This window comes from Paracidovorax anthurii (assembly GCF_003269065.1).
Classification (GTDB): Bacteria; Pseudomonadota; Gammaproteobacteria; order Burkholderiales; family Burkholderiaceae_C; genus Paracidovorax; species Paracidovorax anthurii.
Genome location: NZ_QLTA01000005.1, coordinates 119,270 through 140,225 on the forward strand (window position 1 = coordinate 119,270; position 20,956 = coordinate 140,225).

The window sequence follows — 20,956 nt, forward strand, 5'->3', positions numbered from 1 at the left end:
GAAACATCCATGCCAGAGCAGAACGCTCCCCAAAAAATAGCCATCCTGGGAGGCGGCCTCGCCGCGCTGACCACGGCGTATGAGCTGACCCGCCAGCCCGGCTGGCAGCAGAAGTTCGACATCACCATCTACCAGATGGGCTGGCGCCTGGGCGGCAAGTGCGCGACCAAGCGGGGGCCGAACGACCGCATCGAGGAGCACGGCATCCACGGCTTCCTGGGCAGCTACTACAACGCGCTGCCCCTGATGGCCGACTGCTACGAGGCCCTGGGCCGCCCGAAGGATGCGCCGCTCGCCACCTTCGAGCAGGCCTTCCTGCCCGAGAGCTTCGTGCTGATGTGGGAGTACGACCAGGGCGGCTTCCGCCGCTGGCCGATGACGCTGCCGACCAACGGCCTGTCGCCCGCCGATGCCTCCTCGCTGTCGAGCCTGCGGCTGTGGATCGCGGCGCTCATCGAGACGGCGCAGGCCCTGATCGATCCGGGCGCGACGCCGGGCCTGCTGCAGGCGCATGCGGACGTGCTGAGGGCCGGCCAGAAGATCCTGGAGGGGCTGAAGGCCGAATTCCGCAAGGAGGGTGCCGAGGACACGCTCGGCACCGGCCACCCGCTCCTGGACGACATCTGGAACTGGCTGCGCGGCGCGCTGATGCCGATCATCGAGGCCCACGACGACCTGCGCCGCTTCTACATCCTGCTCGACTACCTGATGGCGCTGGTGCGCGGCGTGCTGGCCGACCGCATCTTCCAGAACGGGTTCGACAGCATCGACGGCGAGAACTTCTCCGACTGGCTGCAGCGCCACGGCGCGTCGGTGCTGACCACGTCGTCGCCGCTGGCGCTCAATACGGTCAACCTCTCGTACCAGTATCCGCAGGGCGATACGGCGCGCACGGCCCGCATGGGGGCGGGGGCCTACCTGCACTGGTCGCTGCGCAGCTATGCCTACCTGGGCGCGTTCGCCTGGCTGTTCGCGGCGGGCACGGGCGAGACGGTGATCGCGCCGCTCTACCAGGTGCTCCGGCAGCGCGGCGTGCGTTTCGAGTTCTTCCACAAGGTGCGCGACCTCGTGCTATCGGACGACCGGAAATCCGTCGCGGCCGTGGAGATGGGCGTGCAGGCCACGCTGAAGGACGCCTGCGGGCCGTACGAGCCGCTGGTGGAGGTGCAGGGCCTGCCGTCGTGGCCCGCGGGGCCGCTCTACGGCCAACTGGTGCAGGGCGATGCCCTGCAGGCGCAGGACATCGATCTGGAGTCGTACTGGACCCCCTGGCAGGACGTGGGCACGAAAACGCTGCGCGCGGGGCAGGATTTCGACCAGGTGGTGTTCGCGATCTCGGTGGGCGCGGTGCCGTACCTCTGCAAGGATCTGCTGGCCGCGGATGCGCGCTGGCGCGCCATGGTCGAGAAGGTGCCCACCGTGCAGACGCAGACCATGCAGATCTGGCTCAACCGGACCACGGCCGATCTGGGCTGGGACATCCCCCTCAAGAACCCCACCGACACGGTGATCGGCGCCACCTACATGAACCCGCTCGACGGGCAGGTGGACTTCTCCCACCTGCTGCGCTGGGAGTCCTGGCCCGCGGCCGGCATGCCGAAGTCCCTGTGGTATTTCTCGGGCGCGATGGCCGACTACGAGCCGCCCCCGCCCCTGAGCGACACGGGCTACCCCGCCCGGGCCCATGCGCGGGTCAAGGCCCAGTGCATCCAGTACCTGCAGGTGTGCATGGGGCCGCTGCTGCCCAAGGCCACCACCAACGCGGTGTCGCCCCCCGGCGATCCCGTGGGCATGGATTTCAGCCTGCTGCAGGACTACGACCTGGCCTGTCCGGGGCAGGGCGTGCAGCGGTTCGACCAGCAGTTCTGGCGCGCGAACATCGATCCGTCGGAGCGCTACGTGACCAGCCCGCCCGGCAGCACGGCCGCGCGCATCAAGGCCTGGGATTCGGGCTTCTCGAACCTCGTGCTGGCGGGCGACTGGATCTACACCGGCCTCAACGTGGGCAGCGCCGAGGGCGCGGCCATGGGCGGGCGGCTGGCCTCGCATGCGATCAGCGGCTTTCCGGCGCTGGGCGACATCGTGGGCTATCCCGAAGACGGCGGCCCGCCTGGCGACCCGGTTTTGCAGTCCTGAGCGCCGCGGGCCGGCCGTGGCCGGCGGCGCAGCGGGTCAGCGGTGCAGGAAGTCCACCTGCTGCGGGCGGCCCGGCAGCGCCAGCGTGGCGATGGGCGCGGGGCTGCCGGCCACGCGCCGGCCGCGCCGCCACACGCCCAGGCGGGCGGCGCGCAGGCGGATGGCCTCGGCCGGGTCGCGCGCGTGCAGCAGCACGAAATCGGCGTGGCAGCCGGGCTCCAGGCCGTAGCCCTCCAGGCCCAGCAGGCGCGCGGGGCTCTCGGTGATGGCCGTGAAGCACTGGCGCATGGCGGCCTGTCCGGTCATCTGGGCCACGTGCAGGCCCATGTGCGCCGCTTCCAGCATGTCGGCGCTGCCGCCGGCGTACCACGGGTCCATCACGCAGTCGTGCCCGAAGGCCACCGTCAGGCCGGCGGCGATCAGCTCCGGCACGCGCGTCATGCCGCGGCGCTTGGGATAGGTGTCGTGCCGGCCCTGCAGCGTGATGTTGATGAGCGGGTTGGCCACCACGCCCAGCCGCGCCTCGGCCATGAGCGCGATGAGCTTGCTCACGTAGTAGTTGTCCATGCCGTGCATGGAGGTCAGGTGCGAGCCGGTCACGCGGCCCTGCAGGCCCAGGCGCTGGGTTTCGGCCGCCAGGGTCTCGACGTGGCGCGAGAGTGGGTCGTCGCTCTCGTCGCAATGCATGTCCACGCGCAGCCCGCGCTCGGCCGCGAGCTCGCACAGCAGGCGCACGCTCTCCGCGCCCTGGGCCATGGTGCGCTCGAAGTGCGGTATGCCGCCCACCACCTCCACGCCCAGGTCCAGCGCGCGCCGCAGGCTGTCGAGCCCGCCCGGTGTGCGCAGCACGCCGTCCTGCGGGAAGGCGACCAGCTGCAGGTCGAGGTAGGGCGCCACGCGGCGCCGGACTTCGAGCAGCGCGCCCACGGTAAGCAGGCGGGGATCGCTGGTGTCCACGTGCGAGCGGATCGCCAGCAGCCCGCGCGCCACCGCCATGTCGCAATAGCGCAGCGCCCGCTCCACGATGGCTTCGTGCACGAGCCGGGGCTTGAGCTCGCCCCACAGGGCGATGCCTTCCAGCAGCGTGCCGCTGTCGTTCACGCGCGGCTGGCCGTAGGTGAGCGCGGAGTCGAGGTGGAAGTGCGCATCCACGAACGGCGGCGAGACGAGGCAGCCGGCGGCATCCACCGTCTCGCGGGCCGGGGCGTCCAGCCCCGGGGCGACGTCCACGATGCGCCCATCGCGCACCGCGATGGACATGTTCTGGCGCCCGTCTGGCAGGGTGGCATGGTGCAGCAGCAGGTCGAGCATGGCGGGCGGATCGTGGAGCCTGGGAAGAGTCCAGTGTAAGTTTCTTCCCGGCCGGCGCCGCGCGTTGGATCGTTACACCAGCAGGCGGCGGATGCGCGCGGAAACGAGGTCGATGGCGCTCACGGTGACGATGATGATGAGCATCACGGCGCAGGTCTCCGCGTACTGGAAGCCGCGGATGATCTCCCACAGCACCACGCCGATGCCGCCCGCGCCCACCATGCCGACGACCGAGGCCGAGCGCACGTTGGCCTCGAACCGGTAGAGCGTGAACGAGATCCACAGCGGCATGACCTGCGGAATCACGCCATAGACGATCTCGTGCAGTGCCGAGGCGCCGGTCGAGCGGATGCCTTCCACCGGCTGCGGGTCGATGGCTTCCACCGCCTCGGAAAACAGCTTGGCGAGCGTGCCGGCCGTGTGCACCCAGAGGGCCAGCACCCCCGCGAAGGGCCCCAGGCCCACCGCGACGACGAAGAGCATGGCGAACACCATCTCGTTGATGGCGCGGCAGGCATCGAGCACGCGCCGCACGGGCTGGTAGATCCACCAGGGCACCAGATTGGACGACGCCAGCAGGGCCAGCGGCACGGCGGTGACCACCGCCAGCGCCGTGCCCCAGAGGGCGATCTGCAGGGTGACGAGCATCTCCTGCACGTAGAAGCGCCACTGCGCGAAATTGGGCGGAAAGAAGTCGGACGCGTAGCGCGCCATGTTGCCGGCGTCCTGGATGAGGGCCAGCGGCCGCATGTCGGCGCCGCGCCACGAGGCGGCCAGCAGCGCCAGCAGCAGGCCCCAGGCAATGTACCAGCCCGGTTCACGGTGCGGCCGCGCGGCTGGAACGGGGGCCGGCATGGCGGAGGCGGAGGTCATGGCGCGCGGCGGGGGCGTCAGCGCAGCGCGGCGAGCTGCCGGTCGATGTCGGCCAGCCGGGCCTTGCGGTCGGCCTCGGCCAGGGTCGTGTCGGCCTCGATCTTGGTGCGCTTGCTGAAGAGGTCGAGCTGGCGGATGGGCTTGAGCTGGTCGTTGGTCGAGGGCTTGAAGCCGGAGCGCTTGGAGATCCTGTAGACGATCTCCTTCTCGCGCGGATCGGTTTCGGCGTAGTGGTAGAAGAATTTCCGGATGCGCGCCTTGGTCTCCTCGGGCAGCTGCCTGCCCATCACCAGCGGGTCGAGCGGGATCAGGGGCGAGGTCCAGACGATCTTGATCTCCTTGAACTTCTCGGGCTGGCGCTCCTTGAAGTGGTCGAGGTCCTCGCTGTTGTTGGTGGCCACGTCCACCTGGTGGTTGACCACGGCCAGGATGTTGGATTCGTGGTTGGCGTTGCGCACCACCTTGAACAGCGTCTTGGGGTCCACCTTGTTCTGCGTGAACGCGTAGTAGCCCGGAACCAGGAAGCCGGAGGTCGAGTTGGGATCGCCATTGCCGAAGCTCAGGTTCTTGCCGTTCGCAAGCACGTCCTGCAGGGTGTTGAGCGGGCTGTCCCGGTGGACGATGAGGTGGGAGTAGTAGCCTTGCGAGCCATCGGCGTTCACCATCTGCGCGAACACCTCGGCATTGGCGCGGTCCACGGCCTCCATGGCCGACTTGTTGCCGAGCCAGGCCACCTGGACCTTGCCGAAGCGCATGCCTTCGATGATGCCTGCATAGTCGGGGGCGAAGAAGGCCTGGACCTTCAGGCCGGTCTGTTTCTCCATGTCGTCGATCAGGGGCTGCCAGTCGGCCCGGAGGGTCTGCGTCGATTCGGTGGAGATGATGCCGAAGTGGATGTCCTGCGCATGGGCGCTGCCGGCCGCGAGGGGGCCTGCAAGGGCCGCGAGGGCCAGAATTTTCCGGAACATGGAAGCGACTCCTGTGGAGAGAGGGGGGAGGGGGAAGAGGGTGAGGTCGGACGTGGAGGAGGCGATGCGGGGCGCGCTCAGGCGGCCTGCGCGAGCGCACCGGGCCACGCGATCACGGTGGAGGGGGCCGTGGCCGGGCCGCCGCCCGGTTTGTTTTGGAGCAGGCCGGCGCCGTGCAGGATTTCGTCGGCCTGCATGCCATACAGCTCGCGCAGCAGCGCGGCGGTGACCGCGCAGGACGGCCCGTCGTACACCACGCGCCCCTGGTTCAGGGCGATCACGCGCGGGCAGTAGCGCAGCGCCACGTCCACCTGGTGCAGCGACACGATGACGGTGCAGCCGTCCTCGCGGTGGATGCGCGCGAGGATGTCCATCACCTTGCGGGAGGACTCGGGGTCGAGCGAGGCGATCGGTTCGTCCGCGAGCAGGACCCGCGCGCCCTGCACCAGCGCGCGGGCAATCGCGGCACGCTGCTGCTGCCCGCCCGACAGGGTGCCGGCGCGCTGGGCATGGCATTCCGCGATACCCACCCGGGCCAGAGCCTCCAGGGCGCGGGCGCATTCGGCGGCGCTGAACCAGCGCAGCAGGCTGCGCCACCACGGCATCCCGTGGAGCTGGCCGACCAGCACGTTCACCAGCACCGGCAGGCGGTCCACGAGATTGAACTGCTGGAACACGAAGCCCAGCTGCGCCCGGGTGGCGCGGATGTCGCGCCCGATGCGGCCGTTCTGCTGGATGCAGCGCCCGTTGACCTCGATGCGCGATCCCGGCGACGCGTCGGCGGGCATCAGCCCCGCGATGTGGCGCAGCAGCGTGGATTTGCCGGAACCCGATGCGCCGATCAGGGCCACCATCTCGCCCTGGGCGATGTCCAGGTGGATGTCCTGCAGGGCATGCCGGCCGTTGCCGAAATGCTTGTGAAGATGCTCGATGCGGAGGGCCATGGCGTGATCTCCCTTGGGGAAATATGTCTAGACAACATCGGAAGTCTGGTGGGCCGGAATGACACCGCGTTGACGGATCGATGAACGGGCGATGGCAGGCGCGCGCCGCTTCGTCCGGATTCCGCACGGGGCGCAGAACCGCGTCAGATGACGCGGCGGCCCTCGCGCCAGACGGCGCGGACCACGCCCTGCGGCGGGCCTTCCGGCACGTCGAGCATGCGCACCTGTACCAGATCCGCCCGCAGGCCGGGGGCGATGCATCCGCGGTCGTGCATGCCCAGGGCTTTCGCGGGCTGCAGGCTGACCGTGCGCACGGCCTGGGGCAGGTCCATGAGCCCTTCGCCCGCGAGCCGCAGCACGGCGCCCAGCAGGCTGCCCGGTACGTAGTCGGACGAGAGGATGTCCAGCAGCCCGTGGCGCGCCAGCTTCGCCGCGGCCACGTTGCCCGAGTGGGAGCCGCCGCGCACCACATTGGGGGCACCCATCACGTTGTGAAGGCCCAGCGCCCGGGCCGCGCGCGCGGCCGCCAGCGTGGTCGGGAATTCCGAGATGCAGGCGCCTTCGCCGTGGGCCTGCGCCACGTGGGCCTCGGTGGTGTCGTCGTGGCTGGCCAGGGCGATGCCGTGGTCGCGGCAGTAGTCCACGAAATAGGCCCGGTGCGGGGCCGCATAGCGCGCCTGCAGGTCGGCGGCGTGGGCCACGCGGTGCTCGAACTTCTCCTGGCTCCAGCCCTTCTTGCCGGTGTAGTAGGTGCGTGCCTGCTCGATGTCTTCCCACTGCCGCTGGCCGGGGGTGTGGTCCATCAGCGAAATCATCGCCAGCCGCTCGTGGCCCCGGAAGGGCTCGAACAGCTCGATGGTGTTGGGTGCCGGCAGCTCGCAGCGGATGTGCAGGTGGTGGTCGGCGCGCAGCAGGCCGTGCGCGGTGCCGCGGGCCAGGGCCTGCGTGACGCGGTGCCAGGCGCTGCCGCGCAGGCTCTCGGGGTCGGCATCGCCGACGCCCAGCGCATCGAGCACGGTGGTGATGCCCGCGGCCGCGATCTCCGCGTCGTGCGCCATGAGGGCCGGCAGCTCCGCCCAGTGCACTTTCGGGCGCGGCATCAGGTGGCGCTCGAAGTTGTCGGTGTGGATCTCCACCAGGCCGGGCAGCAGGTAGTCGCCTTCGAGGTCCAGGGCCGATGGCACCGAGACCGTGCCGTGGTCGAGGGCGGTGATGCGCCCCTTCTCGGCGGCCAGGGAGCCCGCGGGCAGCACCTCGCCGCCCAGCACGATGCGGGCATTGGTGATGCACAGGGCGTTCGCGGGCGCGGGCGGGGTCACGGCTGCCCCCGGAATTGCGCCATGTCGATCCGGCGCGTGGCGACGGCCGCGCCGACGCGGTCGTCGTGGAAGATGCCGACCAGCGCCGCGCCGCGCGCGGCGGCCTCGTGGATCAGCGCCACGACGGTGTCGGTATTGGCCGCGTCGAGCGAGGCCGTGGGCTCGTCCAGCAGCAGCACGGGGCGCGGCAGGATCAGGCTGCGGGCGATGTTCACGCGCTGCTGCTCGCCCCCCGAGAAGGTCGCCGGCGGCAGGTGCCAGAGGCGCTCGGGAATGCGCAGCAGCGCCAGCCAGTCGCCGGCCGTGGCGCGCGCGGCGGCGAGCGCGTTCGGGTCGCAGGCATCGGCGCCTTCGAGCAGCGGTTCGGCCACCACGTCGAGCGCGCTGATGCGGGGCACGGCCCGCAGGAACTGGCTCACGTAGCCCACGGTGCGCTGGCGCATGCGCACCAGCTCGCGGGACCCGGCCGTGGTGACGTCCGTTGCCCGGCCGTCGGCATCGCGCACCGTGATGCGGCCGCCGCTGGCGCGGTAGTTGGCGTGGATGAGCTTGAGCAGCGTGCTCTTGCCCATGCCCGAGGGGCCTTCGAGCACCACGCATTCGCCGGGCGCCACCCGCAGGTTCACGCCGCGCAGCACCTGCAGCTCGGCGCCGTCGCGGTGGTGCAGGGTGAAGCGCTTGGAGACGTCTTCGAGTTCGATCAGGGCAGGGGGCGTCATGGCTGGAGCACCGAGGAGACGAGCAATTGGGTGTAGGGGTGCTGGGGGTCGTCGAGGACCTGGTCGGTCAGGCCGCTTTCCACCACGCGGCCGGCCTGCATGACCAGCATGCGGTGCGCGAGCAGGCGCGCGACCGCGAGGTCGTGGGTGACGAGCACCACGGCCAGCTGCATCTGGCGGTTGAGCTGGCGCAGGAGATCGAGCAGGCGCGCCTGGACGGACACATCCAGCCCCGAGGTGGGCTCGTCCATGAACACCAGGCGCGGGCAGGTGACCAGGTTGCGCGCGATCTGCAGGCGCTGGCGCATGCCGCCCGAGAACGTGCGGGGCGTGTCGTCGATGCGGATGGGGTCGATCTCGACGCGGCGCAGCCAGTCCTCGGCCTGGCTGCGCAGGCGGCCGTAGTGCCGCTCGCCCAGGCCCATCAGGCGCTCGCCCACGTTGGCGCCGGCCGAGACGTCCATGCGCAGCCCGTCGGCCGGGCTCTGGTGCACGAAGCCCCAGTCGGTGCGCGCGAGCACCCGGCGCCGCGCTTCGGCGAGGGCATGGATGTCCCACGCCATGCCGTCGCGGCCCCGGTACTCCACGGAGCCGGCGGCGGGGGCGTGGCGCGCCGCGAGCGCATTCAGCAGCGTGGATTTGCCGGAGCCCGATTCGCCGACGATGGCCAGCACCTCGCCGGGCCAGAGATCGAACGAGATGTCGCGCAGCACCGTGCGGCTGCCGTAGCGCTGGGTGATGCCGCGCACGCGCAGCAGGGGGGTGGCTGTGGTGTTGGGCATCTCAGTGTTCCACGGCGCTGCGCGCCACCCGCGACGCATGCAACTGGCGCTGCGTCCCTCGTCCGATGGCCGCGGAGCAGGCCACGCCAGCAAACGCCGTGGAGCGAGCTTTGCTCGGCCACTGGCGGTGTCCCCCTTCCCGCGGGAGAAGGGGCTGAAGGCCGCGGCTCCAAGCCTGCCTGCGCAGGCTTGGACGGCCCTGAAGAGCTGCCGCCTCTGGCGGCTGTACCGAGGCGCGAAGCGCCACAGGGGGTTGTTGTTTCATCTCAGGTTTCGATCGCAAAGCTGATGCCGTGGCGCGCGAAGCCCAGCGATTCGTAGAAGGCGTGCGCGGCGAAGCGCTGCGCGCTGGAGGAGAGCGCGAGCTTGTAGCAGCCCGCGTCGCGCGCCTGCCGCAGCGCGTGTTCCATCATGTGGCGGCCGATGCCCCGGCCCTGGTGGCGCGGGGAGACGACCACGTCCTCGGCGATGGCCGAGGGCGCGCCGTTGTGCGCTAGGTTGTGCATCACCAGCAGCGCATAGCTGCCGACCACGGCGTCTTCGCCGCAGGGCGGTGCGTCGCTCTCGCCGTCGCCGTCCGGCGCGCAGGCCACGTAGAGGCGGTAGCTCGGGTAGTCGCCGAAGGCATCGAGGAGCCTGCGGGCCTCGGCGGAGGCCATGCGGCGGCCGTCGTCCATGCCAGTGTCCGCATAGAGATCGAGCACGCCTTCCAGGTCGGCTTGCGTGGCGGGGCGGATCACGACGCGCATGGCGAGCCTCCTTGTGCGGCCGGGGCGTCCTGCGGTGCCTGCTGCGCCTGCTGCGCGCGCCGCTCCTGGCAGTAGTCGGAGTCCGAGCACACATGCATGCGCTTGCCGCTGTCGTCCAGGATCACTTCGTCGAGGAAGGAGTCCGTGGCGCCGCACAGCGCGCAGCACGCATCCCAGCGCTGGACGGCGAAGGGGTGGTCCTCGAAGCCCAGGCTCTCCACCGGCGTGTAGGGCGGCACGGCGTAGATGCGCTTCTCGCGGCCGGCGCCGAAGAGCTGCAGCGCCGGATTCATGTGGAGCTTGGGGTTGTCGAACTTCGGGATCGGCGAGGGCGCCATCACGTAGCGGCCGTTGACCCGCACCGGATAGTCGTAGGTGGTGGCGATGTGGCCGTAGCGGGCGATGTCCTCGTAGAGCTTGACGTTCATGAGCCCGTACTCCGCCAGGCCATGGAGCATGCGGGTCTCGGCCTCGCGCGGCTCCAGCTTCTGCATCGGCTCGGGCATGGGCACCTGGTAGACGATGACCTGGCCCTCGGCCAGCGGCGTCTCGGGGATGCGGTGGCGGGTCTGGATCAGCGTGGCCTCGCGGGTGCGCGTGGTGGTCCGCACCCGCGCCGTGCGCTCGAAGAAGCGGCGGATGTTCACCGCGTTCACCGTGTCGTCGCTGCCCTGGTCGATCACCTTGAGCGTGTCGGCGGGGCCGATCACGGCGGCCGTCACCTGGATGCCGCCCGTGCCCCAGCCATAGGGCAGCGGCATCTCCCGCGAACCGAACGGTATCTGGCAGCCCGGGATGGCCACGGCCTTGAGGAGGGCGCGGCGGATCATGCGCTTGGTGTGTTCGTCCAGGTAGGCGAAATTGAAGGCGGGCGCGCCCTCGGGCGCGGCCGGGGCGGCGGACGGCGCCAGGGCCGTGGCGGGCAGGGGGGCGTTCATGCGGCTTCCTCGTCGGGGGTGGGGCGGCCGGAGTCGGCGCGCGCGAGCGCGGCCTCCGTGCGCATGCGCCGCACCAGTTCGAGCTCGGACTGGAAATCGACGTAGTGCGGCAGCTTGAGGTGCTGGACGAAGCCGGAGGCTTCGAGGCTGTCGCTGTGCGAGAGCACGAACTCCTGCATCTGCGCGGGCGACTGCACGTCCTCGCCCAGCTCGTCGGCGCGCAGCGCGCGGTCCACCAGGCTCATCGCCATGGCCTTGCGCTCGCAGTGGCCGAAGGCGAGGCCGTAGCCGCGCGTGAACTGCGGGGGCTGCGTCCTGGAGCCGGCGAACTGGTTCACCATCTCGCACTCGGTGATCTCGATGTCGCCGATCGAGATCGGGAAATCCAGCTCTTCGGGCGCGATGTCGATGGAGACGGTGCCCAGGCGCAGCTCCCCGACGAAGGGGTGGCTGTGCGCATAGCCGCGCTGGGTCGAATAGGCCATGGCCAGCAGGAAGCCCTCGTCGCCGCGCGCGAGGTTCTGCAGCCGCGTGGCGCGGTCTGCGGGAAATCGCAGGGGCACGCGCGTGATGTCGCGGGGCTCGGGATCGCCCGGCGGCATGGGGCTGGTCTCGACCAGCCCTTCCTGGTTCAGCAGATCGCTCACGCGCGCGGCGCGCTCCTCCGGCCGGGCGCAGGCCGGCGCGGTCTCCGTGTCCAGATCGGCATCGGCGCCCGCATCGGCCAGGAGGCTGAAGTCCAGCAGCCGCTGCGTGTAGTCGTAGGTGGGGCCGAGCAGCTGGCCGCCCGGAATGTCCTTGAAGGTGGCGGAAATGCGGCGCGCGAGCTGCATGCGCGCGGTGTCGATGGGCAGCGTGCTGCCCAGGCGCGGCAGGGTCGTGCGGTAGGCGCGCAGCAGGAAGATCGCCTCGCCCAGGTCGCCGCTCGCCTGCTGGATGGCCAGCGCGGCCAGTTCCGGGTCGTGGACCGATCCTTCCGTCATCACCCGGTCCACGGCCAGCTTGAGCTGGGTGCGGATCTGGTCCACGTGCAGCGCGGGCTGGCGCACGTCGCCGCGCCGCTGCCGGGCCAGCAGGCGGTAGCTTTGCAGGATGGCGGCTTCACCGCCCTTGACGGCCACGTACATGGTCAGCGCTCCCGTGAATGCTCGATGTGCGTGGTGCGCGGCAGGCCCGCGATCTGGTCCGGCGTGGCGAGGAACAGGTCCACGCCGCGCGGGAACAGCGCGTGGCTCTCAGCCTGCAGCGCGGCGAGCGTGGGCGGGCCGCCCTGTACGTCCAGCCCCTGGCGGCCGGCGACGCCGGGGCCGCTCAGCCACCAGCCGGGCCCGGTCTCGGGGGCGTGCAGCGCCTCCACCTCGACCACGCAGGTGGCCGACTCCTCGGGGTAGGTGTCGCTGCCCAGCCTCAGCCCCGCGAGGGGCGGCAGCGGATCGCCCAGCCCGATCCAGAGGAAATCCGCCATGCCGGGGCAGCCGGCCAGGCGGCAGCCCGTGTGGAACCGCAGCCAGTCGCCCGCGTCGCCGCGCGCGATGCGGGGCGAGAGCCAGAGGGCGCAGTCCGCATCCAGCAGCGCGAGCATGAGCGCTGCCGCCGCGGGGTGCCCGATGTCGGGCACCTCCGCCACGCGTGGAATCGGCAGCGGGCGGCCGGGATGCGAGAGGGCCGCGAGCGCGATGCGGAACACCGCCTGGCTGCCCAGGGCGGCATCCCGGAAGCCGGGGCGCAGGGTGTCGAGGGCCACGGGCGGCGGGGTCATGCCTCGTCCTCCTCGCCGCCGGCGCTTTCGCGCGCCATGGTGAAAAAGTCCACGCGCGTGGATTGCGCGCTCGCCTGCTGCTGCGCCCGCTGCGCGGCGATGTGGCGGCGCGCGGGCTGCAGCAGCGCCGCTTCCAGGGCGGCGTGCTCGCCGGGCTCCTGCAGCAGCGCATCCGCCAGGGCCGCCAGGCGCGCCTGGCGGTGGCTGCGGCCCAGCACATAGGCCACGCCCACGGGGGCCGCGCCGGGCCGGCGCAGCGCGCAGCGCGTCACGGTCACCTCACCCACGTTGAAGCGCGCGCCCGTGCCGCCGATGCGGCCCTGCACCATCATCAGGCCGGTCTCCGGCGGGCGCAGCCAGCGGGGTTCTTCCCGGGCGCGGTCGCCCAGGGCGCCGGCCAGCAGGTCGGCGGGCGCGCGTGCCAGCAAGGCCATCCATTCGGCGCGTGTCGCGGAGCGTCCCGGGGGCAGGTTGTCAAATGCATGAAACATCGTTCCGCTACCCTTAAAGTTGTCTATACAAATCAAACCGAGCGCCAGCTTAGGCGCCCCCTGTTTAACTTTCATGACATTCCAAGCAACTTCCGGATCACCCGCCGAGGGCCAGGGCGGGGAACGCGATCGCTTCTGGGCCAGCATCGCCAACGACATCGCCGACGCCATCGCGCGGGGCGTCTATGCGCCGGGCTCCCGGCTGCCGTCCGAACACGCGCTGGCCGAGCAGTTCGGCGTGAACCGCCACACCATCCGCCGCTCGCTGTCGAGCCTGGCGCAGCGCGGGCTGGTGCGGGCCACCCAGGGCAGCGGCACCTATGTCGAGGATTTCGCGGTCGATCTCGCGCTGGGCCGGCGCACGCGCTACCGCGAGAACCTGGCGCAGGTCGGCCTGCGCGGGCGCCTGCGGGTGCTCTCGGGCGAGCGCCTGCGCGCCACGGCGGATCTGGCCCGGGTCCTCCAGGTGCCCGCGCGCAGCCCGCTCCTGCACCTGCATGTGCTGGGCGAAGGGGAGGGCCAGCCCCTGCACGTGAGCAGCCGTTACTTTCCCCTGCCGCGCTTCGCGCGGCTCGAAGACATCGTGCGCGCGACGGGCTCCATCACCGAAGCCTTCGCCGCGCACGGCGTGCCGGACTACCAGCGCCCCGAGAGCCGCATCACCGCGCGCATGCCCACCCCGGACGTGGCGGCCGTGCTGCGGCAGCCGCCCGCGCGGCCCGTGCTGCAGGTCAAGAGCGTCAACGTCGATGCGCAGGGCGTGCCGATCGAATACGCGTGCACCTGGTTCGCGGGCGATCGCGTGAGCCTCACGGTGGACCACTTCCATGGCTGACACGGCGCGGGCCTGGCGGTACGCGGTCTACTTCGCGCCGGCGGCCGGGGGCGCCGGCTGGCAGGCCGGCAGCCGCTGGCTGGGGCGCTGCGCCGCCACGGGCGCCGCGCTGGCGCAGCCGCGGGTGCCGGGCATCGCGCCGGATGTCTTCGCCCGTGCCACGGCCGAGCCGCGCCGCTACGGCTGGCATGCGACGCTGAAGCCGCCGTTCCGCCTGGCCGAGGGGGCCTCGGACCCGGCCCTGCGCGCCGCGCTGCAGGCCTTGAGCGCCGAGTTGCCCGCGACGCCGCTGCCGCCGTGGCGCGTGCGCTGGCTGGACGGCTTCCTGGCCCTGTGCCCGGACGGCGATGCCGCCTGGGCCCACGCGCTCGCGGCGGCCTGCGTGCAGCGCCTGCATGCCTTCGCCGCGCCGCTCACGCCGCAGGAGCAGGACCGGCGCCGCGCGCAGCGGAGGCTCACGCCCGCGCAGGAGGCGCTGCTGCAGGCCTGGGGCTATCCGTGGGTGCTGGAGGAGTTCCGGCTGCATTTCTCCCTCACGGGGCGGCTGGAAGGCGCGCCGCAGGCCCTGCGCGATGCCCTGGAGGCGGCGGCGCGGGCGCATTTCGAGGGCCTGGGCCCGTGCGTGATCGACCGGCTGTCGCTGTTCGCCGAACCCGCGCCCGGTGCCGACTTCCGGCTGGTGGAGCAGTGGGTGCTGCATGCATGAACCCGCGGCTGCTCTACGTCATGGGTCCGTCGGGCGCGGGCAAGGACAGCGTGCTGGGCTGGCTGCGCGCCCGCCTGGGGGAGCAGGCCACGGTCCACTGGGCGCGCCGCACCATCACGCGCAGGGCCGATGCGGGCGGCGAATCCCACGAGGCCCTGGAGGCCGCCGCATTCGCCGCCGACGCTGCACGCGGCGCTTTCGCGCTGTCGTGGCGGGCACACGGCCTCTGGTATGGCATCCGCGTGGCCGAGCTGGCGCCGCTGGAGCGTGGCGCCTGGGTCTTCGTCAACGGCTCGCGCGCCCATTTCGGCGAGGCGGCCGCCCGGTTTCCGGGGCTTACCGGGGTGCTGGTCACGGCCCGGCCCGAGGTCTTGCGCCAGCGCCTGGCCGCGCGCGGCCGCGAGTCGGCGGAGCAGATTTTGGGCCGCATGGCCCGCCCGGCGGCGCCCGACCGGCCGGGCACCACGATCACGATCGCCAATGACGGCGCGCTCGCGGACGCGGGCGGGCGGCTGCTGGAGGCGCTGCGGGCATTGCCGGGCTGGCAGGCGTGAAGAGCGTGCGCGTGAAAGGGGTACCCTGGCGGCCTTTCACACCACAGAGGCCCCGTGCCCCGCACCATGCAATTCGGCTACACCATTCTCTACGTCGAGGACGTCCCCCGCACCCTGGCCTTCTACGAGGCCGCCTTCGGACTGCAGCGCCGCTTCCTCCACGAATCGGGCGACTACGGCGAACTCGATACCGGCGCCACCGCGCTCGCCTTCTCGTCCCTGCGCCTGATGGAAGAGCTGGGCAAGAGCCCCAAGCGCGCGTCGGCGGACGCGCCGAGCTTCGAGATCGCCTTCACCACCCCCGACGTGCCGGCCGCCCTGCAGCGGGCGGTGGCCGCCGGCGCGCGCCCCGTGCAGGAGCCGCAGGCGATGCCCTGGGGCCAGACCATCGCCTACGTGGCCGACCTGGACGGCGTGCTGGTGGAGCTGTGCACGCCCGTCGCGGCGCCTTGAGCGGCCTGCAATCCCTCGTGCCGGGAGGCGCCGGGAGGTGGCTGGAGGCGCACATGCATTACTTCAAAAATGCCACGCCGCATTCGTGGCATTGGGTCTGGCCAACATCGACCTCGTACGCAAGCACCTTGTGGCATGAGTGCGCCTGCTGCGGGTGCTACGGGCGCTTGAGGCGATGAACGGGCCTTGGGGGGCCTCGAAAACCACCTGTTGCCACGGACCCATCACGCGTTATGCGATCAATGCGCGTGGCTTGCTGAAAACGGTGGCTTGTTCAACGCTGCCCTGAATGCCAAAGCCGTTGAAGAGGTTTCTTATCTGAGCCAAGGCACGGAAATGGCCCAGCAGGCAGGGCTCTCCATCGCCACCGGACTGCAGGTCTACTTCTGCGATCCGCACAGCCTCTGGCAGAGAGGTACCAGCGAGAACACCAACGGGCTGCTGCGCTCGTGCCTTCCAAGGAGCATGGAGCTCAGCACGCACCGGGCAATCGACCTGCTGCAGGAGCTCCGGCTGAACGACGGCGGAGCACGCCTATCGGGGGCGCTTCCTCCAGAGCACCGCGCTGGCCGTGAGCGCCCTCGATCAAAAAACTTCGTGTCGGACATGAACTTCCGCAGGTCCCTGCACTGAGCCTCAATGCATCCCTGAGCACGCAGCCCCGCGTCCACGCAGCGGGGGAGATCCGAGGGCTTCGCACGGTCCATCCCCCTCACGGGGGGGCACGCATATGCGATGTCGATGCGGGGTATCGGGACGAAACACGCCCACTTCAGATTTCCCCTCACCTCTTCGCTTTCCCGAGGCACCACCACCACAGGCACTTTCTAGTATGTAAACCGATCGCCACGCAGCATTGTCGGCACCTCTGGTCCGCGCAGGCTCGGGCAATCCCTCGCCGCGTGTCTTCAACGGCGCGCATCATCCACCGCATCGCCTCATGGCGTGCAAAGGAGTCCATTAAATGGGAATGATCAAACTAGTCTCGACCCCCCGGTCCAACTTCCTGGGAGGCACCAGTTCGCTGCCCCAGGACAGGCAACAGGCCGCCCGACAGGCCAGCGCCGCGCTGGCGCAGTTCATGCGGACGACCGGCAAGCAAACGGTCAACATGAACGACCTCTTGAGCATCGCGCGCAACAGTAGCGGCAGCACACCCGCCGATGTCTCTGACGCCGCCAGCTTCATGCTGTCCACCCCCCAATTGTTTTCGAAGCTGGAATCGCGCGACGACACAGCCGGTACGCGGGATGGCATCGCCAGCGTGGAGAGCTTTGACCTCGCGGCCTCCGGTGCCTTCGACGATACGGTCAAGCCCACCCTCCTCGTCGGGCGAGCCATCAGGGAAGCCGCCCAAGAAATGCCCGACCATGAAGCGCTCGATTTCCTGAACACGTATCGGGCGGGTAATTCCTCGAAGCGACTGGACGCGCAAACGCTCTATCAACTGGCGCAAAACCCGGCATCGTCGGATCCGCCCGCTTTGGCACAGGCGGCCAAGCGCGCACTGAAAAGCGTGGATCTGATGAAACAACTCCAGTTGAATGATGGGCCTGGGGCGCCTCAGAAGTCCGTGGTATTGCTGATGAGTGACAGTCTGCGCAACTCGGCACCCGATGCGCTGGGCGCGCAGATGCGCTGAGAGAATCCGATCGATGAAGCAAGCGAACCTGGGCTTGAACCTGACGACCAAGCGCTCGCGCAAGCTTGAGCCCGGGTATCTGCGGCATCAAGATGACTTCGCCGGACATACATGGACGCCCCCCATGCCCAGTCCTCCATTCGCGACGGCTCGACGATAAGGATGGCCCCCGTACATTCGGACTTTGGTTGCAGCCTTTCGGGCCGCTGTCCCTGATGGGATTTGCGGGTTGACGCCTCGATCGCATACACGCACTTGGAGGGCCTCATTCGGCGCGGGCTTTGCCAACCACGATCTGAGCTGTCCTGCCATCACTTCATGAGCGCCTGATCAATCGGTAGTTCGTTCTCCCTGACGTCGTTGTTCCTGGTTGCTCTGGTTGAAGTACATGCTTGGCCCCCCTTGCCGGCCCGTGCACCGGGTTGAGGCCACTTCGCCAAGGATCGAATGCGACAATGGGAAGACTTCCCGAGAGCATTCTTTCGGGCGTATTGCTCACAATGACTCTTGCACAAGAACCATCCCACGCAGCCCTCATTGCGCTCCGCTGAGAGGCCCCGCACCCTGAAGGCTGGACGCTACCGTGACGCGACTCCCTGATCCAACGGAAAGCAAACGCATTCGCGGGCCGCGTTCGGACGCGATTCAGAACCGCGCGCGCCTGATCGCTGCAGCTGGAATGATGATGCGCGAGACAGGTGGCGATGTGCCGCTTGAAGCGATTGCCGAGCGCGCTGGCACGACGCGCGGGACGGTCCATCGCAATTTCTCCGACCGTGGCCAGTTGTACCTTGCGGTGCTGGAAGAGGATCTCACCCAGATTTCCCGGCGGCTCGCCGCTGCACCCGACAGCGATCTGGTTTGCGTCATGCATGAACTCTCGGACATGATGCAGGTCTACAACCGTTTTCTCGCAACTCTTCCCGTGTTGGACGATGTCAGCGACCATGAGGGCTGTCAGCGCAGGATTCTCGTGCTCATCGAAGAACCCTTGCGGCGCGCGCAAGACGAGGGTCATGTGCGCGCTGACTTGACGTCGATCGACATCCTCATCGCGTGCAGAATGATCGGCGCCGATTGGCGGCTGGATAATGCAAGGGACCAGAAGGCAGCGCGCGATCGCCGAACAGCCATCGTGCTCCACGGGTTGATGGCACGCCCTTGATGGGGAGGCGCCCTTCGGAGGGGCGCCGCCGAATTCACCCATCCAACAAAGGGGAAACGCAATGCTGGCAAGTGTCATATGTCCGCAAAGGACTTATGAAAAACCAGATTTCGCGAGATTTCAGGACCGCTTCCACTCGTACTTCAGCGTCTCACGAAAAGCGAACCCGTTGATGTGGTGTTCAACGATCGCCTCAAGCTCTCCAAGACGGTTCGCATCAAGGTCTTTGATCAGCATTTTCAGACATGCCTCGTCGGCGGAGAGCTCAACCGACTGATCATTGCCAAGATCGATATGGGCTGTATTCGAGTCGAGGCGCACGGGGAAGCGATGGCTCCAATGCTTTGAAAGTTGCCTGAGGTACTTGCTGCCACTCTCCGTTGCTACGGATACGCGCGACTCTTTCACTTGAGATCCCTTTCGCGTTTGTCGATGATTCTGGATGCGCCACCCGGATCGTGAATTGACTCAGTTCGCCAATGCAGACGCAACAGCGTCGGCCAATGTGGTGGTCGGCCGCCCGATAAGCCGCGACAAGGTTCCGGAGCGCTCTTCTGTCAGGCCGTTGCCAAGCCCCTTGGCCTCCGTCTCGGCAAGCAGGGCCGCGAGAGGCGCGGGGAATTGCACGACCTGCTCAAGGAACCCCGCAAAGGCTGCCTCAGGCATGTTGCGGTAGGCGATGGCTTTGCCTGTCTGGCGCGACACCTCGTCTGCGAGGTCAGCGAGGGTGTAAGACGAATCACCCGCCAGTTCATAAATCTTGCCGGCATGGCCGTCGCCGGTCAGCACCGCGATGCCACCTTCGGCCAGATCGCGGCGCGCCGCCCAGGCGATTCGCCCATCACCAGCCGCTCCAGCCAGCGCGCCCGCGGCAATCGCGCCGCGCAGTCCTTGCGTGTGGTTTTCCCAGTACCAGCCGTTTCGCAGCACGACCGTCGGCAGCGATGACGACGCCAAGTCCTGCTCGGTCACTTTGTGGTCTTCGGCAAACGGCACCGTCCATTGGTCGCAATGGATCAGGCCGGTGTAGGCGAGCAACGACACACCGGCCTTTTCCGCCGCCGCGATGACGTTGCGATGCTGCTGGACGCGGCGCTCGAAATTGTCCGAAGAGATCAGGAGGGCTCGGTCAATCCCGGTCAGCGCAGCCTCCAGGGCTTCGGGATGGTCGTAGTCAGCCTGCCGCACTTCGACACCAAGATCTGCGGCCTTTGCGGGATTTCGGACGATGGCCACGACTTCCGTGGCCGGGACTTTTTTCAACAGGCTCTCGATGGCGAGGCGGCCGAGATGGCCCGTGGCGGCAGTGACTGCAAACATGATGGACTTCCTGAATTTCTTTAAACGTACACTAATGTACGTTTAGTGAATCGTCAAGCGTCACCATGAGTCGCCCCAGGCTACGAGTCCCAGTGGGCGGCCATTCGCCGCGAAGGCCAGGCGGTGGCGCGCTGCATGGTCGAGCGGCTGGTGCGGCACTTGGGCCTGCGCGGCGCGATGCGCGGCAAGTCAGTGCGCACGACCATGCCGGACAAGAAGGCCGCATGCCCGCTGGATCGCGTGAACCGGCAGTTCAAGGCCGATCGGCCGAACCGACTCCGGGTTTCGGACTTCACCTCCGTCTATCGAGCCCTTGGTTGGCTCCAAGGGCGACAGCTGCGCCAATGCCTTGGCCGAGACGATCTGAAAACGGTGGCTTGTCCAGCGCTGCATTAATGGTTTTTATTTCAAGAAAGTATCGAAACCCATGCATTGATGACATTGTGTTAACGCAGCTTCCTCCCCTACCATCGCGCCCTTGTCAAATTGGGGCGGGATCCGTTGGGTTCTGGGGGAATATGTCTGGGATCCGTTCGGCGGAAATGGAAGGCGCGCCTTCGGCGGCCGCGCGCGAGTTCAACCCGCATGCTGGTGATGCGCCCGGGCCATCGCCCGTGGCGAACCACGCGGCCCTGCAGGCGCTGTGCCTGATCGCCAGGCTGCACCAGGTGGCGGCGGAGCCGGCCACGCTGGCGCACCAGCTGGGGCTGTCGGCGAGCGATGCGGTGGGGGTGCAGGACCTGCTGCTGGCCGCGAAGCTGCTGGGCCTGAAGGCCCGCAGGGTGCGCAGCGGGGCCGAGCGCCTCACGCTCGCGCCGCTGCCCGCGCTGGCGCTGGTGCGCGCGCCGGGGACGGCCGGCGGCGAGGATGGCGGTGACGAGGGGGCGGGCGGCGCCGGCCTGCATGCGGTGGTGCTGGCGCAGTGCGACGGCCAGCGGGTGCTGCTGCAGGACCCGGGCGCGGCGGGCGCCGAAAGTGGCGGAGGGCGGCCCACCATCGAATCCGTGCCGGAATTCACGCGGCGCTGGACGGGCGAGCTGATCCTGGTCAGCAGCCGCGCGAGCCTGGCGGGCGAGCTGGCGCGCTTCGACTTCTCCTGGTTCATCCCCAGCCTGGTGCGGCACCGCAGGCTGCTGGGGGAGGTGCTGCTCATCTCCTTCATGCTGCAGCTCTTCGCGCTGGTGAGCCCGCTGTTCTTCCAGGTGGTGATGGACAAGGTGCTGGTGCACCGGGGGCTGACCACGCTGGACGTGCTGGTGGCCGGGCTGGTGGTGGTCGTCGTCTTCGAGAGC

Annotated in this window: 23 protein-coding genes and 1 pseudogene; 10 read left to right on the forward strand and 14 right to left on the reverse strand. The window is 69.3% G+C overall.

The window, feature by feature from the left end; translation table 11 throughout:
• Positions 1 to 9 precede the first annotated feature (9 nt).
• A complete protein-coding gene (locus AX018_RS04425; protein WP_170146177.1) occupies positions 10 to 2,136 on the forward strand; it encodes an NAD(P)/FAD-dependent oxidoreductase in 2,127 nt (708 codons plus the stop codon).
• 36 nt (positions 2,137 to 2,172) lie between these two features.
• Here AX018_RS04425 and AX018_RS04430 read toward each other — a convergent pair whose 3' ends face one another.
• From AX018_RS04430 to phnG, 12 genes are all read right to left on the reverse strand, one after another.
• Positions 2,173 to 3,447 (reverse strand): amidohydrolase family protein, encoded by a 1,275-nt coding sequence (locus AX018_RS04430; protein WP_111876098.1) that lies wholly within the window; start codon positions 3,445 to 3,447, stop codon positions 2,173 to 2,175.
• Positions 3,448 to 3,519: 72 nt separating this feature from the next.
• A complete protein-coding gene (gene phnE, locus AX018_RS04435) occupies positions 3,520 to 4,302 on the reverse strand; it encodes a phosphonate ABC transporter, permease protein PhnE (RefSeq protein WP_111876128.1) in 783 nt (260 codons plus the stop codon).
• Positions 4,303 to 4,337: 35 nt separating this feature from the next.
• Complete coding sequence (gene phnD / locus AX018_RS04440; protein WP_111876099.1) at positions 4,338 to 5,288, reverse strand: phosphonate ABC transporter substrate-binding protein; 951 nt, start codon at positions 5,286 to 5,288, stop codon at positions 4,338 to 4,340.
• Between the two features lie 77 nt (positions 5,289 to 5,365).
• Positions 5,366 to 6,232, reverse strand: coding sequence for a phosphonate ABC transporter ATP-binding protein (phnC, locus tag AX018_RS04445; RefSeq protein ID WP_111876100.1), 867 nt, complete (start codon positions 6,230 to 6,232; stop codon positions 5,366 to 5,368).
• A gap of 143 nt (positions 6,233 to 6,375) precedes the next feature.
• Positions 6,376 to 7,551, reverse strand: a complete 1,176-nt coding sequence (locus AX018_RS04450) for an alpha-D-ribose 1-methylphosphonate 5-triphosphate diphosphatase (RefSeq protein ID WP_245951424.1) — start codon at positions 7,549 to 7,551, stop codon at positions 6,376 to 6,378.
• Complete coding sequence (phnL, locus tag AX018_RS04455; protein ID WP_111876101.1) at positions 7,548 to 8,270, reverse strand: phosphonate C-P lyase system protein PhnL; 723 nt, start codon at positions 8,268 to 8,270, stop codon at positions 7,548 to 7,550. Before phnL ends, AX018_RS04450 begins: the two co-directional genes overlap by 4 nt.
• Complete coding sequence (gene phnK / locus AX018_RS04460) at positions 8,267 to 9,052, reverse strand: phosphonate C-P lyase system protein PhnK (RefSeq protein WP_111876102.1); 786 nt, start codon at positions 9,050 to 9,052, stop codon at positions 8,267 to 8,269. Before phnK ends, phnL begins: the two co-directional genes overlap by 4 nt.
• A 266-nt stretch (positions 9,053 to 9,318) precedes the next feature.
• On the reverse strand, positions 9,319 to 9,801 hold the full coding sequence (locus AX018_RS04465; protein WP_111876103.1) for a GNAT family N-acetyltransferase: 483 nt from the start codon (positions 9,799 to 9,801) through the stop codon (positions 9,319 to 9,321).
• Positions 9,789 to 10,739: an alpha-D-ribose 1-methylphosphonate 5-phosphate C-P-lyase PhnJ gene (locus tag AX018_RS04470; RefSeq protein ID WP_111876104.1), complete on the reverse strand. Its 951-nt coding sequence runs from the start codon at positions 10,737 to 10,739 to the stop codon at positions 9,789 to 9,791. Before AX018_RS04470 ends, AX018_RS04465 begins: the two co-directional genes overlap by 13 nt.
• Positions 10,736 to 11,866: a carbon-phosphorus lyase complex subunit gene (locus AX018_RS04475; protein WP_111876105.1), complete on the reverse strand. Its 1,131-nt coding sequence runs from the start codon at positions 11,864 to 11,866 to the stop codon at positions 10,736 to 10,738. The genes AX018_RS04470 and AX018_RS04475 overlap by 4 nt, the downstream gene beginning before the upstream one ends.
• Before the next feature lie 2 nt (positions 11,867 to 11,868).
• Positions 11,869 to 12,498: a phosphonate C-P lyase system protein PhnH gene (gene phnH / locus AX018_RS04480; protein WP_111876106.1), complete on the reverse strand. Its 630-nt coding sequence runs from the start codon at positions 12,496 to 12,498 to the stop codon at positions 11,869 to 11,871.
• The gene (phnG, locus tag AX018_RS04485; protein WP_111876107.1) at positions 12,495 to 12,989 is read right to left on the reverse strand and encodes a phosphonate C-P lyase system protein PhnG; all 495 of its coding nucleotides are present in this window, start codon (positions 12,987 to 12,989) and stop codon (positions 12,495 to 12,497) included. The genes phnH and phnG overlap by 4 nt, the downstream gene beginning before the upstream one ends.
• 73 nt (positions 12,990 to 13,062) lie before the next feature.
• On the opposite strand from phnG, the gene phnF reads away from it, so the two are divergent.
• The 7 genes from phnF to AX018_RS04520 all read left to right on the forward strand — a co-directional run bounded on the left by phnF (position 13,063) and on the right by AX018_RS04520 (position 18,344).
• A complete protein-coding gene (gene phnF, locus AX018_RS04490) occupies positions 13,063 to 13,824 on the forward strand; it encodes a phosphonate metabolism transcriptional regulator PhnF (protein ID WP_111876108.1) in 762 nt (253 codons plus the stop codon).
• Positions 13,817 to 14,530 carry a DUF1045 domain-containing protein gene (locus tag AX018_RS04495; protein ID WP_111876109.1) on the forward strand — a complete coding sequence of 238 codons (714 nt, stop codon included), beginning with the start codon at positions 13,817 to 13,819 and terminating at the stop codon, positions 14,528 to 14,530. Before phnF ends, AX018_RS04495 begins: the two co-directional genes overlap by 8 nt.
• Positions 14,527 to 15,084 (forward strand): phosphonate metabolism protein/1,5-bisphosphokinase (PRPP-forming) PhnN, encoded by a 558-nt coding sequence (gene phnN, locus AX018_RS04500; RefSeq protein ID WP_111876110.1) that lies wholly within the window; start codon positions 14,527 to 14,529, stop codon positions 15,082 to 15,084. Before AX018_RS04495 ends, phnN begins: the two co-directional genes overlap by 4 nt.
• 66 nt (positions 15,085 to 15,150) lie before the next feature.
• Positions 15,151 to 15,537 (forward strand): VOC family protein, encoded by a 387-nt coding sequence (locus AX018_RS04505; RefSeq protein ID WP_111876111.1) that lies wholly within the window; start codon positions 15,151 to 15,153, stop codon positions 15,535 to 15,537.
• A gap of 270 nt (positions 15,538 to 15,807) precedes the next feature.
• Positions 15,808 to 16,170 (forward strand): hypothetical protein, encoded by a 363-nt coding sequence (locus tag AX018_RS26075; protein WP_146749215.1) that lies wholly within the window; start codon positions 15,808 to 15,810, stop codon positions 16,168 to 16,170.
• A gap of 331 nt (positions 16,171 to 16,501) precedes the next feature.
• On the forward strand, positions 16,502 to 17,179 hold the full coding sequence (locus AX018_RS04515) for a hypothetical protein (protein WP_146749216.1): 678 nt from the start codon (positions 16,502 to 16,504) through the stop codon (positions 17,177 to 17,179).
• Between the two features lie 583 nt (positions 17,180 to 17,762).
• A complete protein-coding gene (locus tag AX018_RS04520) occupies positions 17,763 to 18,344 on the forward strand; it encodes a TetR/AcrR family transcriptional regulator (RefSeq protein ID WP_146749217.1) in 582 nt (193 codons plus the stop codon).
• 120 nt (positions 18,345 to 18,464) lie between these two features.
• On the opposite strand, the gene AX018_RS04525 is transcribed toward AX018_RS04520, so the two are convergent.
• Together AX018_RS04525 and AX018_RS04530 are read right to left on the reverse strand one after the other, a co-directional pair.
• Positions 18,465 to 18,752, reverse strand: coding sequence for a DUF2218 domain-containing protein (locus AX018_RS04525; protein ID WP_170146178.1), 288 nt, complete (start codon positions 18,750 to 18,752; stop codon positions 18,465 to 18,467).
• Between the two features lie 60 nt (positions 18,753 to 18,812).
• Positions 18,813 to 19,664 carry an SDR family oxidoreductase gene (locus tag AX018_RS04530; RefSeq protein WP_111876116.1) on the reverse strand — a complete coding sequence of 284 codons (852 nt, stop codon included), beginning with the start codon at positions 19,662 to 19,664 and terminating at the stop codon, positions 18,813 to 18,815.
• A gap of 78 nt (positions 19,665 to 19,742) precedes the next feature.
• On the opposite strand from AX018_RS04530, the pseudogene AX018_RS04535 reads away from it, so the two are divergent.
• Together AX018_RS04535 and AX018_RS04540 are read left to right on the forward strand one after the other, a co-directional pair.
• A pseudogene (locus AX018_RS04535) lies at positions 19,743 to 19,988 on the forward strand (IS3 family transposase); the annotation flags it as partial.
• Positions 19,989 to 20,206: 218 nt separating this feature from the next.
• On the forward strand, positions 20,207 to 20,956 hold a 750-nt coding region (locus AX018_RS04540; protein ID WP_245951425.1), incomplete at its 3' end, for a cysteine peptidase family C39 domain-containing protein.

Excerpts from the sequence above, each read along its gene's own strand:
- AX018_RS04425 (WP_170146177.1), top strand. The coding sequence starts at position 10 with ATGCCAGAGCAGAACGCTCCCCAAAAAATAGCCATCCTGGGAGGCGGC.
- AX018_RS04430 (WP_111876098.1), bottom strand. The coding sequence starts at position 3,447 with ATGCTCGACCTGCTGCTGCACCATGCCACCCTGCCAGACGGGCGCCAG.
- phnE (WP_111876128.1), bottom strand. The coding sequence starts at position 4,302 with ATGCCGGCCCCCGTTCCAGCCGCGCGGCCGCACCGTGAACCGGGCTGG.
- phnD (WP_111876099.1), bottom strand. The coding sequence starts at position 5,288 with ATGTTCCGGAAAATTCTGGCCCTCGCGGCCCTTGCAGGCCCCCTCGCG.
- phnC (WP_111876100.1), bottom strand. The coding sequence starts at position 6,232 with ATGGCCCTCCGCATCGAGCATCTTCACAAGCATTTCGGCAACGGCCGG.
- phnL (WP_111876101.1), bottom strand. The coding sequence starts at position 8,270 with ATGACGCCCCCTGCCCTGATCGAACTCGAAGACGTCTCCAAGCGCTTC.
- phnK (WP_111876102.1), bottom strand. The coding sequence starts at position 9,052 with ATGCCCAACACCACAGCCACCCCCCTGCTGCGCGTGCGCGGCATCACC.
- AX018_RS04465 (WP_111876103.1), bottom strand. The coding sequence starts at position 9,801 with ATGCGCGTCGTGATCCGCCCCGCCACGCAAGCCGACCTGGAAGGCGTG.
- AX018_RS04470 (WP_111876104.1), bottom strand. The coding sequence starts at position 10,739 with ATGAACGCCCCCCTGCCCGCCACGGCCCTGGCGCCGTCCGCCGCCCCG.
- AX018_RS04475 (WP_111876105.1), bottom strand. The coding sequence starts at position 11,866 with ATGTACGTGGCCGTCAAGGGCGGTGAAGCCGCCATCCTGCAAAGCTAC.
- phnH (WP_111876106.1), bottom strand. The coding sequence starts at position 12,498 with ATGACCCCGCCGCCCGTGGCCCTCGACACCCTGCGCCCCGGCTTCCGG.
- phnG (WP_111876107.1), bottom strand. The coding sequence starts at position 12,989 with ATGTTTCATGCATTTGACAACCTGCCCCCGGGACGCTCCGCGACACGC.
- phnF (WP_111876108.1), top strand. The coding sequence starts at position 13,063 with ATGACATTCCAAGCAACTTCCGGATCACCCGCCGAGGGCCAGGGCGGG.
- AX018_RS04495 (WP_111876109.1), top strand. The coding sequence starts at position 13,817 with ATGGCTGACACGGCGCGGGCCTGGCGGTACGCGGTCTACTTCGCGCCG.
- phnN (WP_111876110.1), top strand. The coding sequence starts at position 14,527 with ATGAACCCGCGGCTGCTCTACGTCATGGGTCCGTCGGGCGCGGGCAAG.
- AX018_RS04505 (WP_111876111.1), top strand. The coding sequence starts at position 15,151 with ATGCAATTCGGCTACACCATTCTCTACGTCGAGGACGTCCCCCGCACC.
- AX018_RS04515 (WP_146749216.1), top strand. The coding sequence starts at position 16,502 with ATGGGAATGATCAAACTAGTCTCGACCCCCCGGTCCAACTTCCTGGGA.
- AX018_RS04530 (WP_111876116.1), bottom strand. The coding sequence starts at position 19,664 with ATGTTTGCAGTCACTGCCGCCACGGGCCATCTCGGCCGCCTCGCCATC.